Source organism: Aminobacter sp. P4_H6_2, from assembly GCF_056400805.1.
The window spans coordinates 1-15,890 of the sequence record NZ_JBFUKO010000069.1; the positions used below are offsets into that span (position 1 = coordinate 1).

17 protein-coding genes are annotated in these 15,890 nt (G+C 63.0%); 11 read left to right on the forward strand and 6 right to left on the reverse strand.

The genetic code is table 11. The features are described from left to right. Positions 1–218, forward strand: a 218-nt coding sequence (locus AC1DUU_RS08240; RefSeq protein WP_476782932.1) for a MerR family transcriptional regulator, incomplete at its 5' end; no start/stop codon positions are given. Between the two features lie 26 nt (positions 219–244). On the opposite strand, the gene AC1DUU_RS08245 is transcribed toward AC1DUU_RS08240, so the two are convergent. Both AC1DUU_RS08245 and AC1DUU_RS08250 read right to left on the reverse strand, forming a co-directional pair. Further along, a complete protein-coding gene (locus AC1DUU_RS08245; RefSeq protein WP_476782933.1) occupies positions 245–829 on the reverse strand; it encodes a carboxymuconolactone decarboxylase family protein in 585 nt (194 codons plus the stop codon). A 32-nt stretch (positions 830–861) separates the two neighbouring features. Beyond that, a complete protein-coding gene (locus AC1DUU_RS08250; RefSeq protein WP_476782934.1) occupies positions 862–1,119 on the reverse strand; it encodes a hypothetical protein in 258 nt (85 codons plus the stop codon). A gap of 78 nt (positions 1,120–1,197) precedes the next feature. Here AC1DUU_RS08250 and hemF point away from each other — a divergent pair, with 78 nt between their 5' ends. The 4 genes from hemF to AC1DUU_RS08270 all read left to right on the forward strand — a co-directional run bounded on the left by hemF (position 1,198) and on the right by AC1DUU_RS08270 (position 4,994). After that, a complete protein-coding gene (hemF, locus tag AC1DUU_RS08255) occupies positions 1,198–2,112 on the forward strand; it encodes an oxygen-dependent coproporphyrinogen oxidase (protein WP_476782935.1) in 915 nt (304 codons plus the stop codon). 122 nt (positions 2,113–2,234) lie between these two features. After that, positions 2,235–4,022 carry a DEAD/DEAH box helicase gene (locus AC1DUU_RS08260; RefSeq protein ID WP_476782936.1) on the forward strand — a complete coding sequence of 596 codons (1,788 nt, stop codon included), beginning with the start codon at positions 2,235–2,237 and terminating at the stop codon, positions 4,020–4,022. A 272-nt stretch (positions 4,023–4,294) separates the two neighbouring features. Next, positions 4,295–4,555: a DUF1344 domain-containing protein gene (locus tag AC1DUU_RS08265; protein ID WP_476782937.1), complete on the forward strand. Its 261-nt coding sequence runs from the start codon at positions 4,295–4,297 to the stop codon at positions 4,553–4,555. Positions 4,556–4,808: 253 nt separating this feature from the next. After that, entirely contained in the window at positions 4,809–4,994 is a 186-nt protein-coding gene (locus AC1DUU_RS08270) for a DUF1059 domain-containing protein (protein WP_476782938.1), read from the forward strand. 1 nt (position 4,995) lies between these two features. Here AC1DUU_RS08270 and AC1DUU_RS08275 read toward each other — a convergent pair whose 3' ends face one another. Genes AC1DUU_RS08275 through AC1DUU_RS08285 form a run of 3 tightly spaced genes read right to left on the reverse strand, consistent with a single transcriptional unit; the run spans position 4,996 to position 7,528 of the window. Next, positions 4,996–6,255: a CCA tRNA nucleotidyltransferase gene (locus AC1DUU_RS08275; protein WP_476782939.1), complete on the reverse strand. Its 1,260-nt coding sequence runs from the start codon at positions 6,253–6,255 to the stop codon at positions 4,996–4,998. After that, positions 6,252–6,884 carry a CoA pyrophosphatase gene (locus AC1DUU_RS08280; protein ID WP_476782947.1) on the reverse strand — a complete coding sequence of 211 codons (633 nt, stop codon included), beginning with the start codon at positions 6,882–6,884 and terminating at the stop codon, positions 6,252–6,254. The genes AC1DUU_RS08275 and AC1DUU_RS08280 overlap by 4 nt, the downstream gene beginning before the upstream one ends. After that, on the reverse strand, positions 6,884–7,528 hold the full coding sequence (locus tag AC1DUU_RS08285; RefSeq protein WP_476782948.1) for a DUF1285 domain-containing protein: 645 nt from the start codon (positions 7,526–7,528) through the stop codon (positions 6,884–6,886). The genes AC1DUU_RS08280 and AC1DUU_RS08285 overlap by 1 nt, the downstream gene beginning before the upstream one ends. A gap of 340 nt (positions 7,529–7,868) precedes the next feature. Between AC1DUU_RS08285 and AC1DUU_RS08290 the strand changes: the two genes are divergently transcribed. The 4 genes from AC1DUU_RS08290 to AC1DUU_RS08305 are packed head-to-tail and all read left to right on the forward strand — an operon-like array spanning position 7,869 to position 14,680. Beyond that, the gene (locus AC1DUU_RS08290; protein WP_476782940.1) at positions 7,869–8,873 is read left to right on the forward strand and encodes an AAA family ATPase; all 1,005 of its coding nucleotides are present in this window, start codon (positions 7,869–7,871) and stop codon (positions 8,871–8,873) included. After that, the gene (locus AC1DUU_RS08295) at positions 8,873–9,787 is read left to right on the forward strand and encodes a DUF58 domain-containing protein (RefSeq protein WP_476782941.1); all 915 of its coding nucleotides are present in this window, start codon (positions 8,873–8,875) and stop codon (positions 9,785–9,787) included. The genes AC1DUU_RS08290 and AC1DUU_RS08295 overlap by 1 nt, the downstream gene beginning before the upstream one ends. Next, on the forward strand, positions 9,784–12,606 hold the full coding sequence (locus tag AC1DUU_RS08300) for a DUF4159 domain-containing protein (protein WP_476782942.1): 2,823 nt from the start codon (positions 9,784–9,786) through the stop codon (positions 12,604–12,606). The genes AC1DUU_RS08295 and AC1DUU_RS08300 overlap by 4 nt, the downstream gene beginning before the upstream one ends. A 1-nt stretch (position 12,607) precedes the next feature. Next, positions 12,608–14,680, forward strand: a complete 2,073-nt coding sequence (locus AC1DUU_RS08305; protein WP_476782943.1) for a hypothetical protein — start codon at positions 12,608–12,610, stop codon at positions 14,678–14,680. 16 nt (positions 14,681–14,696) lie between these two features. Here AC1DUU_RS08305 and AC1DUU_RS08310 read toward each other — a convergent pair whose 3' ends face one another. Continuing rightward, the gene (locus AC1DUU_RS08310) at positions 14,697–14,867 is read right to left on the reverse strand and encodes a hypothetical protein (protein WP_476782944.1); all 171 of its coding nucleotides are present in this window, start codon (positions 14,865–14,867) and stop codon (positions 14,697–14,699) included. Between the two features lie 344 nt (positions 14,868–15,211). On the opposite strand from AC1DUU_RS08310, the gene AC1DUU_RS08315 reads away from it, so the two are divergent. Continuing rightward, the gene (locus AC1DUU_RS08315) at positions 15,212–15,418 is read left to right on the forward strand and encodes a cold-shock protein (protein ID WP_476782945.1); all 207 of its coding nucleotides are present in this window, start codon (positions 15,212–15,214) and stop codon (positions 15,416–15,418) included. A gap of 127 nt (positions 15,419–15,545) precedes the next feature. After that, the gene (locus tag AC1DUU_RS08320) at positions 15,546–15,812 is read left to right on the forward strand and encodes a hypothetical protein (protein ID WP_476782946.1); all 267 of its coding nucleotides are present in this window, start codon (positions 15,546–15,548) and stop codon (positions 15,810–15,812) included. The last annotated feature ends 78 nt before the right edge of the window (positions 15,813–15,890 follow it).

Consider the following 15,890-nt stretch of genomic DNA (forward strand, 5'->3'; position numbering starts at 1 on the left):
GGCGCACGCCGACGCGCGAGGATTGGAGTCTGCTTTCAACGGGTTGGCGCCACGACCTCGATCACCGCATCGAGCAATTGAAGAAGCTGCGCGACGGGCTGACCGACTGTATCGGCTGCGGCTGCATGTCGATCGACAAATGCCCGCTGCGCAACCGCGAGGACAGGTTGGCGCGACAGGGGCCGGGGCCAAGACGGCTGCTTGTTCCGGCGGAATAGGAGACAGGCGGTTCGTTCAAAGCTGGTCAGTAGCTGCGGCCAACAGTCATAGCCGATCGAAACGCCTCGTCGCCATCGATGAAGACCGCCTCGGGCGCAGCGCCGACGGCGTCGAAGAAGCGGCTGACAAAACAGCGGAAGGCAGCGCACAACGCGATGTCGCAGATCTGCTGGTCAGTGAAGCCGAGCGCACGTAGCCGGTCGATATTGGCCTCAGTCACCTGCGAGGCATCGATGGCGATATGCTCGGCATAGGCCAGCATCTCGACGTCGCGCGCTGAAAGACCGGCATTGCGGAAATCCTGCTGCACGCCGAGCACCGCCTCCTTCGAGCCGAGCTCGGCAGTAAGCTGCCTGGCATAGACATAGGAGCAGTAGGTCGACGGGATCTGCTTGGCGGCGATGAGCGTGATCAGCCGCCATTCGCGCATGCCAAGCGAAAAGCCGGCGCGCAGCTGGTCGTTGAAGTCGGTGTAGACAGGCAAAAGGTCCGGGCGCGCGGTGAAGCACTTCGTTGCTTCCATGACAAAGCCCAGCTGCGAGCGGGACTTCTCGTAGATTTCGGCGATGCGGCCCTTGGCCTCATCCTCGGCGATCGTTTTCAGGAACATGGCTCCCCCACGCGATACGCCACAGGAACAATCTAGTCGGAAGTCGGCAGGCGGCGGATGGTGAACTCGATGACGTCGCCGGGGCGCTCGAACCAGCTCTCGATCTCGGTCCAATAGGCCTGTTTGGGCCAGCGCGAGAACCACTCCTGCGCCTTCCGTCGCGCGTCGTTGCGCGGCAACACGAAGGTCTCGCGCAAGAACCCGTCGCGCGGCCTGCGTTCCCGTTCGGCCCGGCTGCGCTGGAGCCTTTTTGCGAGGTCATCGAGCGGCGGTCGGCTCGGGGTGCCCATAAAGAACTCCTTGACCCTTACGAGAAGGAGATTAGGGATCGCGCCGGACAATTACGAGTCATTTGTGCGGAGCCAAAATTGCAGCGTCCCGAAATACCAGCCGGACTTCCGGCGGACATCGAAGACAGGAAAATGCGCGCCAGCGCCTGGTTCGAGGAATTGCGCGATCGCATCTGCCTCGCCTTCGAGGCGCTGGAAGACCAGGTACAAGGACCGCTGGCCTCGTGGGCACCGGGGCGCTTCGAGCGCACGCCGTGGCAGCGCGACGAAGGCAAGGGCGGCGGCGGCGTCATGTCGATGATGCATGGCCGGGTGTTCGAGAAGGTCGGCGTGCACACCTCGACGGTGCATGGCGAGTTCTCGCCCGAATTCCGCAAGCAGATGCCCGGCGCCGAGGAAGACCCCCGCTTCTGGGCCAGCGGCATTTCGCTGATCGCGCATCCGCAGAACCCCAACGTGCCAGCCGTGCACATGAACACGCGCATGGTGGCGACCTCGCGCTGGTGGTTTGGCGGTGGTGCTGACCTGACGCCGGTTCTCGACCGCAGGCGCACGCAGGAAGACCCCGACACCGTCGCCTTCCACAAGGCGATGCAGTTTGCCTGCTCCAAGCACGCCAATGTCGCAGACCATCGGAAATACAAGGATTGGTGCGACGAGTATTTCTTCCTGCCGCACCGCAACGAGCCGCGCGGCACCGGCGGCATCTTCTTCGACTGGCAGCACTCGCCGGAGGAAAAGGGCGGCTGGGACGCCGACTTCCGTTTCGTCCAGGACGTCGGCCGCGCTTTCCTGGTCACCTACCAGCATCTGGTGCGACAGAACTTCAACACCAACTGGACCGATGGCGACCGTGACGAACAGCTGGTGCGACGCGGCCGTTATGTCGAGTTCAACCTGCTCTACGATCGCGGCACGATCTTCGGGCTGAAGACCGGCGGCAACATCGCCTCGATCCTGTCGAGCATGCCGCCCGAGGTCAGGTGGCCCTGACCTCTATGCATGGCTGCCCTGCCCGCCGTCGCATTGACGCGCGGGCAGCAAACCTTTAGAGAGCCCGCTTTCCTTGGCCCTCGTCCACATGTGACGGGCCTTGCTCTCATTGGAAGATTTTTGTGACGATTTTCGACAACATGGTTCCGGCGCTGGCCGGGGCGCTCGCCGCGCGTGGCTACGAAACGCTCACCCCCGTGCAGTCCTCTGTGCTGGCACCGGAGGCCGACGGCGTCGACCTTCTGGTCTCGGCGCAGACCGGCTCGGGCAAGACGGTGGCCTTCGGTATCGCCATTGCGCCAACACTGCTCAACGGCCGCGAGCGCTTCGACCGCGCCGGCGCCCCAAGCGCGATGATCATCGCGCCGACCCGCGAGCTCGCCATCCAGGTGCGCCGCGAGTTCGAATGGCTTTATGCCGCAACCGGCGCCCGCATCGCTTCGTGCGTTGGCGGCATGGACATGAGCAAGGAACGCCGCGCGCTCAATGACGGTTGTGACATCGTCGTCGGTACGCCTGGCCGCCTGCGCGACCACATCACCCGCGGCTCGCTCGATATTTCGGGCCTGCGCGCCGTCGTCCTCGACGAGGCCGACGAGATGCTCGACCTCGGCTTCCGCGAAGACCTCGAATTCATCCTCGCCGCCGCACCGCAGGAACGCCGTACGCTTTTGTTTTCGGCAACCGTGCCGCCGCAGATCGCCCAGATGGCCAAGCGCTTCCAGCGCAACGCGCTGCGTATCACCGCAGCCGGAGAAAGCCGCCAGCACGACGACATCGAATACCGCATGGTTCTTGTTGCTCCCCCGGAGCGCGAGAACGCCATCATCAACACGCTGCTTTATTTCGACGCGCAAAGCACCATGGTGTTCTGTGCGACGCGCGAAGCGGTCAAGCATTTCTCGGCACGGCTCGCCAATCGTGGCTTTGCCGTTGTGGCGCTGTCGGGCGAACTGAGCCAGGCCGAGCGCAACAACGCGCTGCAATCGATGCGTGACGGCCGTGCCCGCGTCTGCGTGGCGACCGACGTCGCCGCCCGCGGCATCGACCTGCCCAATCTCGACYTCGTCATCCATGCCGACCTGCCGACCAATCCGGACACCCTCCTTCACCGTTCGGGCCGCACCGGCCGCGCCGGACGCAAGGGCGTGTGCGTGCTGATCGTGCCGTTCCACCGTCGCGGCAGCGCTGCCCGCCTGCTCAAGCTGGCCAAGCTCGAGGCAACGACGCAGTCCGCACCCGGACCGGCCGAGATCGACGCACGCAACCGCGAGCGCATGCTGGCCGAGCTTGCCAACGCCGAAGCACCGGCCGAGGACGAGGCAGTTCAGGTCGCAGAAATCCTCGCCGCGCACTCGCCCGAAGCAATCGCGCTTGCCTGGCTGCGCCAGCAGATGGCGTCGCGTCCGGCAGCTGAAGAGCTTTCGGACCGCCCTATCCCGGCCTTCGACTCGGCCAAGGCCGAACGTCCCGACAACCGCTTCACCGACGGTGTGTGGTTCTCCGTGTCGGTCGGCCGCAAGCAACGCGCCGAGCCACGCTGGCTGCTGCCTCTGCTGTGCAAGGCAGGCCATGTGACCAAAACCGAAATCGGCTCGATCCGCATTTTTGATACCGAATCGCATTTCGAAGTCGTGGCCAACCGCGCCGACAACTACGCCCGCACCGTCGAACAGAACGGCAGCGGCGAAAAGGGCGTCGACATCAAGCGGCTTGCGGGCGCGCCTGGCAGCAGCGAGGCCAAGAAGCAGCACCGCAAGGGCCAGTACGACCCGTCCGACAAGCCGCCCTTCAAGAAGAAGGCCTTCGAGAAGAAGCCCTACGAGAAAAAACCCTTCGAAAAGCGTTCCGGCGACAAGCCCACGGGTGCCGCAAAGGTGTACAAGCCGAAGAAGAAGTTCGGCGAATAGGCGCAAGCCGCTTGTTTGTTACTTTTTCGTAAGGTTCGACCTCGTCACAATCGACGCCACAAAGAGAAATCTTGGCGCCGATTGCGGCTAAGTTGCCGTTTTGGAATATGTTTTTCGTCTAATAGCCGCCTGGTGGAGCGAAGCTATTTCTATCGCTGGGGCCGGGAAATGCCGGCGGCTGCCTTGCTGCGCCGCGACCCGACGTGACCGGACGGCCTTTCACCACAGCGGGTTCTGCGCTTGCGGCACCCGCATTCGTCGGAGAACATGCCATGCGCAAACTTCTTGTTCCTGCAATAGCAGCTGCCGTTCTCGCAACCTCTGCCATAGCCTTCGCCGCCGCCCAGCATACGGACGGCACGATCAAGACCGTCGACATGAAGGCGATGAGCCTGACAATGGCCGACGGCACAACTTACATGCTCCCCAAGACATTCAAGGATCCGGGCCTGRAGGCCGGCGAGAAGGTCTCCGTCATGTGGGACATGAGCGGAAAGAACAAGGTCGCGGAATCGGTAAAAATGATGAAGTAGCGGGGCTTTCCGCGTCCATTTTCCAAAAAGGGCGGTACACGTGGTTCCGCCCTTTTCTCGTTCTGGAAAGTGCTGGCCCAAATGGAATCGGTTTCGCAGAAATTTCTCCTAAGGCGCTGACCTCAAAAGAATTTTCCCAAGGCAAAATGCCCCTTCACGCCGAATTGGGCATCGCCCTGCCCGCAGCGGCAACCAATCGCCATATTGCGTGTTATAGTTCACCTCTCAACGGAGGGAGGAAAGGAGACATCCGATGAAGGAATTTCAATGCGGGTCGCTTGTCCCCGGCTGCCAGTGGCATACCCGGCACGAGGACGAAGCCGAGATCATCCGCCGCGCGGCCGAACATTTGCGCGAGACGCATGGCGAAACCATCATTCGCGAGACGATGATCGAGGCGATCCGCTCGCGTATCGAAAAGGTCCGCAGCGCGGCCTGAATCAGGCTTTCAGCCTATCGGCGGCGCGCTCGAGYAGCGCGTCGCGATCCAGCGAAAAACCGCTGTCGATCCACTCGACCTCCAGAGCCTTGAGCAGCGAGCCAAGTGCGGCACCCTCGACGCCGAGCGCTGCGACATCGCCGCCGCGCAGCGGAAACGCAGGCTTTTGCCATTTTCCAGCGAAACTCAGCAGGCGATAGAAGCCACCGGCTTCAATAAGCGCCTTGTCGTCCTGCTCCGCCCTGCCACGTGCCGAGGCGAGATCAAGGCGCAGGCGATCCATGATGCCTTCGACGCTGCCGCGATAAAGCCGCTTGGCAAGTTCGCCTTCGGTGACGGTCGGCTCGACCTTCGAAGTCGCCCCCCACTGGACCAGCCTGTCGGTCTCGGCGTTGGAAAGCCTGAGACGGTCGCCGAGTGTCTTCATGCGCGCCGCATCAGGCGGCACGATCGCTTCAAGCCGCAACAACGGATCGACGGTCCAGCCGAGATCGCCCTCGGCCCGAACCAACGCATGGATGGCGTCGATGCCCCATTTTTCACTTTCGGGCAGCGCTGCGGTGAGCACGCCGGCCTGGCGCATCCACAGAAGCGCGCGCGAGGGATCGGGAGCCGAAAGCAGCTTCTTGAGTTCCGACCAGACACGTTCGGCGGAAAGGCGGGAAAGCCCGTCTTTCAGCCGTGCGCAAGCCTTGAGGCCTTCGGCATCGGGACGGCCCTTGCCGTACCAGGCGAAGAAGCGGAAAAAACGCAGGATGCGCAGATAATCCTCGCGGATGCGGGTTTCGGCATCGCCGATGAAGCGCAGCGTCCGGCTTTTAAGATCGGCAAGCCCGCCGACCAGATCGACAACTGTGCCGTCGGCCTTGGCGTATAACGCGTTGATGGTGAAGTCGCGCCGCTCGGCGTCCGCCTTCCAGTCGCGACCAAACAAAACCTTGGCGTGACGCCCGTCAGTCTCGACATCGGCGCGCAAGGTGGTGACCTCGAACGGCTTGCCGCCGGCAATGACCGTGATTGTGCCATGCTCAGCACCTGTGGGAACGGCCTTGAACCCGGCCGCTTCGGCGCGGCGCACGGTCCCGTCTGGCAAATTGGTGGTGGCAATGTCGACATCGGCCACTGGCTCGCCCAGCAGCGCGTTGCGCACCGCACCGCCGGCAATGCGCGCCTCTTCGCCATCGGCATTGAGGGCCGCAAGCAGCTTCTGCAGCAGCGGATCGTTGAGCCATTCAGCCTGTCCGGCGATCGAGGTGCTCATGTGTAGAGCCTTTCATAGAGCGCGCGGATGATGCCGGCGGTGACACCCCAGATGTATCGCTCTTCATAGGGCATGGCGTAGAAGAAGCGCTCCTGGTCCTGCCAGGTGCGGCTGGCGCGGTCGTGGTTGGCCGGGTCCATCAGGAAACCGAGTGGAACCTCGAAGATATCGTCGACCTCGTCCGCGTTGAGACTGAGATGAAAGCCGGGGCGGACGATGCCGAGCACCGGGGCAATGCGATAGCCACTGCCGGTGACATAGTCGGGCAGGCGCCCGATAACATCGATATAATCCTGGGTTAGCCCGATTTCCTCTGATGTCTCGCGCAGTGCGGCCGCTTCCGGCGAAGCGTCGGTTGGGTCGATGCGACCACCGGGAAAGGCGATCTGGCCGGAATGGCTTTTCAGCTTTTCCGCCCGTTTGGTGAGGATGACGGTCGAGGCATCGCCGTGATCCACCACCGGGATGAGCACGGCGGCGTCGCGCAGCCGGTCGTGCACGATCATGTTGCGCAGGTCAGGATTGAGCACATGGTCGCCATAGTCGGCAAAAGCACCGTTGAGATGCTCCTGTGCCGCGCGCTGGCGAAAATCCTGCGCCGAATAATGCGCTGCCGGGGAATGAACCATCACGCGCTCAGCCGCTCCAGCCTGTCCCATGGCATAACAGGATAGACCCCACCCTTCGAGCGAATGCAAAACATCGCCTGACCTGAGATTTCGATGCGTTCGCCATATTCGACAAGCTCGTACATAACCGGCCGCGCCACCAGCGCCTCGAGCCGACCGCGCACCAGCAGATAGGGTTTGAGGCCACCGGTCTCTTCTTCGTCAACAAAACGCAACGGGTGCTCGGGCCCGGCTTCAACGACATCGCCGACATTGGTGCGGAAGGTCAGCACCTGCTCGGCACCCTCGCCCGCAACATTCATCTCGACGGCGACGAAATGCGCATCGACGACGCGGATGCCGACCTTTTCAACCGGGGTGACGAGGTAGGTCTTGCCGTCTTCGTCCTTGCGCAGGACGGTGGAAAACAGCTGCACCAGAGGCATGCGGCCGATCGGCGTACCCAGATAGAACCAGGTGCCGTCGGGCCTGATCTCCATGTCGAGATCACCGCAAAAATCAGGGTTCCAACGTTCGACTGGCGGCAGGCCCTTGCCGGCGCGGGCGGCGCGCGAGATCAGCGCTTCCAGGCCCGCCGTGTCGCCAGCACGGGTTAGTCCGTGCTCCGATTTCGCTTCACTTTGATGGTCCAGGTCGCCGGTCATGGTCACGAAATAGTCACTGTTGTTGCGCTTGTCAGCATAGGCGGGTGATTTAAGTTCAACGCGAAGACTTGGCCAACCAATATGTGGGGTCAAGATGCAGGCAGGGAAATCGCGACGCCCAGGATCGTTTTGACCTCAGGGGATTGGGCAGCAGGCCGCCACGTCCGAATGGACGGCGCACCGGACCGAAGGGCAAGGATCCAGGGCAGATTTACCGACTATGGCGGCGCGCCCGGATGGACGCGAGAGGCACGCTGTAGCATTTTGAGTTTGCGCATCGGTGGCCAGAGAATCGCTTTCGATTTCAAAGCCCAGGCGCCAGAAGAAGGATCCGGCCCATATGAGCGTGATGATCAAGGAAACCGCAATGACCGAGGCCGAGATGATCGCCGCGGCCGAACGCGCGCTCGCCGACATCGCCAAGATCCGCGCCGGGGTCGGCCGCGTCATCTTCGGCCAGGAAAGCGTGATCGAACGCACATTGGTGGCGCTTTTGGCCGGCGGCCATGCGCTGCTGGTCGGCGTGCCCGGCCTCGCCAAGACCAAGCTCGTTGAAACGCTCGGTATCGTTTTGGGTCTCGATTCGGGCCGCATCCAGTTCACGCCCGACCTGATGCCGTCGGATATCCTCGGCTCCGAGGTGATGGAGCAGGACGAACAGGGCAAGCGCTCTTTCCGCTTCATTCCGGGACCGATCTTCGCCCAGCTTCTCATGGCCGACGAGATCAACCGCGCCAGCCCGCGCACGCAGTCAGCACTTTTGCAGTCGATGCAGGAATATCACATCACCGTTGCCGGCGAGCGCTACGACCTGCCCGCCCCGTTCCACGTGCTGGCGACCCAGAACCCGCTGGAGCAGGAAGGCACCTACCCGTTGCCCGAAGCCCAGCTCGATCGCTTCCTGATGCAGATCGACATCCTCTATCCCGACATCGACGCCGAGCGGCGTATCCTTCTGGAGACCACCGGCATCGAAAATGCCAGGGCGCAGAACGTGCTCGACCCCGAGCGGCTGAAGGATATCCAGCAGCTGATCCGGCGCATGCCGGTGTCCGAGAGCGTGGTCGAAGCGATCCTCAAGCTGGTGCGTTCGGCGCGACCTGGCCAAGGCAATGCCGAGACCGACAAGCACGTCTCCTGGGGCCCCGGTCCACGCGCCAGCCAGGCACTGACATTATGTGCCAGGGCGCGCGCGCTTTATGACGGGCGGCTTGCACCGTCGATCGACGACATCCGCGCACTGGCCGAGCCGGTTCTGCAGCACCGCATGGCGCTGAGCTTTGCCGCCCGCGCCGAAGGCATGACGGTCCGCGACGTGGTGGCCAGACTAGCCAAGGAAATCTGATGGCGCGCATCGGCGAGGCCTCAGCACCGGTTGCGACCAGCGATGCGCTTGCCCGTGGCAGGCTGCGCGCTTCGCTGGTGCCTGACCTGTTGGTCGAGGCCCGCCGCATCGTCAATACGGTGATCGCTGGCTGGCATGGCCGCAAGAAGCGCGGCATCGGCGAGAATTTCTGGCAGTTCCGACCTTATGCCCCGGGCGAGTCGATGGCCCGCATCGACTGGCGCCGCTCGGCCCGCGACGACCATACCTATATCCGCGACCGCGAATGGGAAGCGGCCCACACCGTCTGGCTGTGGGCGGACCTGTCGCCATCGATGCTCTACAAATCAAAGACTGCGACCGTGTCGAAAGATTCGCGCGCGCTGGTTTTGGTCTTTGCGCTGGCCGAGCTATTGTCGCGCAGCGGTGAACGCATCGCCTGGCCCGGCCTGACCGACCCGTTCAGCGCCCGCAACGGCGCCGAGCGGCTCGGCTCGCATCTCGCCCAGGCGGTTTCGCTGCCGGGGCGGCCCGATCTTTCGAGCGTCCGCCGCTTTTCCGACATCGTCATTGTCGGTGATTTCCTCGACCCGGTCGAAGAGACCATGGCCTGGCTCGACACGCTGGTCCGTCACGGTGCCCGCGCTCATCTGATCGAGGTGGCCGACCCCGCCGAAGAGAATTTCCCCTATTCCGGCCGCACCGAATTCACCGACCCCGAGACCGGCGACAAGCTGACCGCCGGGCGCGCCGAGCAACTGGCCGATGACTATCGCAACCTTTATTCGGCCCGGCGCGAAGAACTCGCCGCCTGGTGCAAGCGTCTCGGCTGGAGCTACACGGTCAATCACACCGACCACCTCGCCTCCGAAGCGCTGGTGCATGTGCATCTGGCGCTGACCGCCGAAGGTCACGGACCGGGAGGGCGCCGATGAGCTGGCTGCCGCTTTCGTTCGGATTTCCGGCGGTTCTCTGGGGCCTTTTGGCGCTGCCTGTCATCTGGTGGCTGCTGAGGCTGACCCCGCCCAAGCCGCAGGCCGAGATCTTTCCGCCGCTGAAGATTCTGGCGCGGGTGTTCAAGAAAGAAGAGACGCCGCGCCAAAGCCCGTGGTGGCTGACGCTGCTGCGCCTTTTGATGGCGGCACTGGTGGTTCTTGCGCTGGCTGAACCGATCTTCAATCCGCGCGAGAAGATCTTGACCAGCGAAACGGCGCTGGCTTTGGTGATCGACAACGGGTGGACAAGTGCCCCCGACTGGAGCGTGCGGATCGCTACCGCCGAGCGGATGATCAAGGATGCCGAGGCCAATCAAGCTCCCATCCTGCTGGCCTTTACCGCGGAAATGCCGAACAGCCAGATCGGCCCCTATAGCGCAAGGGAAGCGCGCGAGCGGCTCAACGCCATCAAGCCAAGGCCCGTGCCCACCGATCGGCCAGCGGTCTATGCCCGCGTCGCCAACGCGCTCAAGGAATTGCCGGGAGCAACGGTCGCCATCCTTACGGACGGGCTGGTCGCAAAGGACGATCAGACCTCGTTTGCGACTTTGCTGGGCCAGAACCCGCGCAATGTGGTGTGGGTACAGCCGACGCGGCTCGATACCGTCGCGCTCGCGGCTGCCAATAATGAAGTCGACCGTTTCACGATCACGGCCATTCGCGCACCGACCCCCGCGCCCGCCTATTTGACCGCAGGGGTCTTTGACGACAAGGCGCGCAGGATTGGCGATGCGGAGATCACATTCCGCCCCGGCGACACTAGGGCCACCGGTGAGATCGTCGTGCCGTTCGAGCTGCGCAACGACTTCTCCTGGATCGCCCTTGACGGGCAGAGGCATGCCGGTTCCCTCCGCGTGCTGGACGAGAACGCCAAGCGGCGGCGAGTTGGACTGCTTTCCCAGACACCGGTCGACCAATCGCGGCTGCTGCTGTCGCCGCTTTATTACATCAGGCGCGCGCTCGAACCGTTCGCGGATCTGGTGGAACCGGCCAGCCCTGACTTGATCGAGGCCATACCGGACCTTCTAGCGCAAAAGCCCGCCGTGATCGTGATGGGCGACGTCGGAACGATTCCCGAAAGTGTTCGCGCGCCACTGATCAAGTGGATGGACGATGGCGGCACGCTTGTTCGCTTCGCCAGCTCAAGGCTGATCACCGCAGGCAACGATCCCGACTTGCTGCCGGTCAGCCTGAGGCTTGGCCAACGCCTGCTCGGCGGTTCCTTGTCATGGACCGAACCGCAGGCCGTGGCCCAGTTTCCATCGACAGGTCCGTTTGCCGATCTTCCTGCTCCTTCCGAGGTGACCGTCAGCAGGCAGGTCCTGGCTGAACCAACACCTGATCTGGTCGACAAGACGTGGGCGGCTCTCGCGGATGGAACCCCGCTCGTCACCGCTGACAGACGCGGCAAGGGCATGGTGGTTTTGTTCCACATCGCACCAGCGGCGACCTGGTCGAACCTGCCGATTTCGGGCAGTTTCGTCGAAATGCTGCGCCGGATCGTGCAACTGTCGAGAAATCAGGGAGCTGCTGGAACGCGCTCTGACTCGCCAGTGGCTTCGCTCGCACCATATCGGATGATTGGCGCGGATGGCTATCTTGTGCCTCCTGACGGCGACACCAAGCCATTGCAGGTTGGCGGTGGCCACGTGCCGGCCGTCACGCTCGACAATCCACCGGGAATGTATGGTTCGGAGCAAGGCATATTCGCCCATAATTTGTTGGAGGCCGACGCCGTGCTCGATCCGCTGCAAAGGCCTGAGATATCGGTCCCGGTGCTGTCCGAAGATTACGCGCTTGACGAGTCGCGCGACATGAAAGCGCCCTTGCTCGTGCTGGCAGCGGTTCTGCTTTTGATCGATGGCCTGATCGTGCTGTGGCTTGGGGGGATGTTTGCCCGGCGACGTCGCGCGACACAAGCAGCAACCGCCGCGATGGTCGCATTGATCGTGGCATCCTCGCTCTTGGTGTTCGTGCCACTCGCATCCGCGCAGGATTCCAAGCCCGGCGACATCCAGGCAATCGACGCCATCTCCAAGACGCGCATCGCCTATGTGCTGACCGGCGAAGCCTCGGTCGATGCGATCAGCCGCGCCGGCATCGCCGGCCTGACCCAGTTCCTGATCGAAAAGACAGCACTCGAGCCGGGCGAGCCGGCAGGTGTCGACATCGCCAAGGACGAACTCGCCTTCTACCCGCTGATCTACTGGCCGATCGATCAGGCTGCTCCCATGCCGAGCGAGGCGGCGATTGCGCGTATCGATCAGTATATGAAGGAAGGCGGGACCGTGCTGTTCGACACGCGCGACCAGTTCTCCAATGGCATTGGCGCGGATTCGACGAGCCCCGCCACCGAGCGGCTGCGCGATATCCTCGCCAATCTCAACGTGCCGCCACTGGAGCCGGTGCCGGCAGATCACGTGCTGACCAAGGCATTTTTCATCCTTCCCGAGTTTCCCGGCCGCTTCAATGGCAGCCCGCTCTGGGTCGAGGCCTCGCTGGACGCTGAAAACACCGACAACCGCCCGGTACGCACCGGCGACGGCGTCACGCCGATCATGATCACCGCCAATGATTTTGCCGGGGCCTGGGCGGTCGACGAAAACGGCGACCCGATGCTGCCGACCGTGCCGTCCGATCCAATGCAGCGGATTTACGCGCTCAGGGCCGGCGTCAACATCATCATGTACATGCTGACCGRCAACTACAAATCCGACCAAGTGCACGTGCCTGCGCTGCTCGAACGGCTGGGGCAGTAGCATGAACTGGTCCGTCGCATTCGAACCCCTGTTGTCGTGGCCGTTGCTCGCGGCGCTACTCGCTCCGCTCGCACTGCTTGCACTCGCCGGCCTGTGGTTTCGCCAGCGCGGCGGATGGCTGCGGCTGGTGGCGCTTGCAGCACTCGGCCTGGCACTAGCCAATCCCGTCATCCTCGATGAAGAGCGTGAACCGCTGAAAAGCGTGGTCGCCCTGATCGTCGACCGCAGCCAGAGCCAGGACATCGGCGACCGCACCGCGCAGACCAACGCCGCGGTCGAGGGCCTGAAGGAACGGCTGGCACGCTTCCGTCAGTTCGAAGTGCGCGTGGTCGAGGCCGGACGTAGCGACGACCGCACCGAAACGCGACTGTTTGCAGGACTTGAAAGTGCGTTTCACGACGTACCGCCGTCGCGTATCGGCGGCGCGGTGATGATCACCGACGGTCAGGTGCACGATGTTCCCCAAGCCCCCCTCATCAATGCGCCGTTGCATGCGCTGATTACCGGCCAGGCAAATGAAAGGGACCGCCGCATCCGTTTCGAGCAGGCCCAGCGCTTCGGCATCGTCGGCAAGCCGCTCGACATGAGCTACCGGGTGATCGACACCGGCGGCGAGGCCGGCGCGGTCGACGTGCGCGTATCGATCAACGGCAATCAGGTTTCAGTGCAGCGCGCCTTCATCGGCCAGGAAATGCCGCTGCAGATCACCATCCCCAGCGCCGGACGCAACATCGTCGAGCTGTCGATCGCCCCCGTGCCGGGCGAACTGACCGACACCAACAACAAGGCGATCGCACTTGTCGACGGCATCCGCGAGAATTTGCGTGTGCTTCTGGTCTCCGGCGAACCGCATGCCGGCGAGCGCACCTGGCGCAACCTGCTGAAGTCGGACGCCTCCGTCGACCTTGTGCACTTCACCATCCTGCGGCCGCCGGAAAAGCAGGACGGCACGCCCATCAACGAGCTGTCGCTGATCGCMTTCCCGACGCGCGAGCTGTTTGTCGAGCGCATCAACGACTTCGACCTGATCATCTTCGACCGCTATCAGCACCGCGACGTGCTGCCGCTGCTCTATTACGACTACATCGCCGAATATGTCGAAAAGGGCGGCGCGCTTTTGATCGCCGCCGGCCCCGAATATGCCGGCGAGCATTCGATCGCCAACACGCCGCTGATCTCGGCCTTGCCTGCCATGCCCAATGGCGACGTGATCGAAAAGCCGTTTTATCCGCGCCTGACCGACATCGGCCAGCGCCACCCGGTGACACGCGGCCTCGAAGGCTCGGCAAGCGAGCCACCGCGCTGGAGCCGCTGGTTCCGCCAGATCGGCATCGAGCAGCCGGAAGGCGAAGTGGTGATGAAGGGCGCGGACGACAGGCCGCTGCTGCTGCTCGACCGCAAGGGCGAAGGCCGCGTCGGCATGTTCCTGTCCGACCAGGGTTGGCTCTGGGCGCGCGGTTATGAGGGCGGCGGCCCGCATGTCTCGCTTTATCGCCGCATCGCCCATTGGCTGATGAAGGARCCCGAACTCGARGAAGAGCGSCTGACKGCGGAAGGGCGCGGCATGATGCTCGACATCCGCCGCCAGACCATGCGCGACGAAGCCGGCCCGGCGCGCATCATCACGCCGTCCGGCAAGACGCTCGATGTGCAGCTCAACAAGAGCGAGCCGGGCATCTTCACCGGCAGCGTCGAGACCAGCGAGATCGGGCTGTACCAGGTCGGCAATGGCGACCTGACCGCACTTGCCCATGTCGGACCGGTCAATGCGCCGGAGTTCGCCGACGTGGTGTCGACCGAAAACGTGCTCCGTCCGGCAGCCGAGGCAACCGGCGGCGACGTTCGCCGGCTTGCAGCGACCGGCATATCAGGAATTGCCGGTGGTATTTCGCTGCCAAGCGTGGTGCCGGTGCGCGGCAGCGCCGAAGCTTCCGGCCGCGACTGGATCGGCTTCCGCACCACCAATGACAGCGTGCTGAAGTCGGTGTCGCGCGTACCGCTGTTCGGGGGCTTCCTCGGGCTTGGCCTGTTGCTGCTGGCGTTTGGCGCGATGTGGTATCGCGAGGGGCGCTAACTCCCCTCGCCAGCCGTCAAAGCAGACGGTTGTTTTCCATGAGCTGCAGCACGCGTCGCTGCGTCCCGTCGGTGTCGGCCAGGCGGCGCCGCGCTGCCTCGTCCTTGCGCGCGGTGAGCTTGACCGGCTTGATAACCTGCGCGGGTACTTTGACAGCGGCAGCCTTTGGCCTTCTCGTGAAAATCATGGCTTTGTCCTCGCATGGGGAAATGCAGTCCACCGCGAAGGGCCATACGGACCTGCGGGAAAGCGACTGCGGATTTTCTGCTAGTGCCGGCAGCGTATCAGCATTCCGCCACCCATGATAGAAGTCACAATTCGAAATAAAATGGCAAATAAAACCTGCCGTTCAAAAAACAGCTTACATAAACCGCAATTAACGGCTATAAGTAACTTATCGTTTTTTGGGCCAGGCTTGGCTATCGCGGCGTCAGAGGTTCTCGACCCGCCAAACTCACTCCAAATCGTCGATCTATGAATGCGCGGCTTTACTTGCGGCGCTACGACTTTTCTCTTTCGAAAGACACTCACATGAACACTGGCACCGTAAAGTTCTACAACGGCCAGAAGGGCTTCGGCTTCATCGAACAGGCCGGCGGCGGCAAGGACGTTTTCGTCCATGTCACAGCGCTTGAGCGTGCTGGCTTCTCCGGCCTAGCCGAAGGCCAGAAGCTGAATTTTGAGCTCGAGCGCGACAACAAGGGCCGCGAGTCGGCAACGAACCTTCAGCTGCTCTGATTGACTTGACCTGGAGGACGCTGACCACGGATGTACTGGCAGCGTCTACCTGGTCATTCTCGAGCATGATTGAAGTGGGAAAAGCGGGGCATTGCTCCGCTTTTCGTCCATATGCGGAGCTCTTGCCATGACCGGGCGCACCAAACACTCGACGGTCCATTTCGACAAGCCGTTTGTCTTGGGCGGCTTGGAAGAAATCCAGCCGGCGGGCGACTACGACATCGACCATGATGAAGAAATGATCGACGGCATATCGTGGATCGCCTATCGGCGCGTCGCCACCTACATCCACCTGCCCGCCCGGTCTTCCAACCTGCTGACCAGCCAGGTTCTAGCTATCGACCACGCCGAACTCGAAGCCGCGCTGCGGCAGGACAAGGAACTGCCCGCATGATCAGGTTCACAAAAGGAGCCGCTTCGGCCCCACGCGTGGAAAAGCCCTCGCATCGCTTCGCGGTCGGCCAGATGGTGC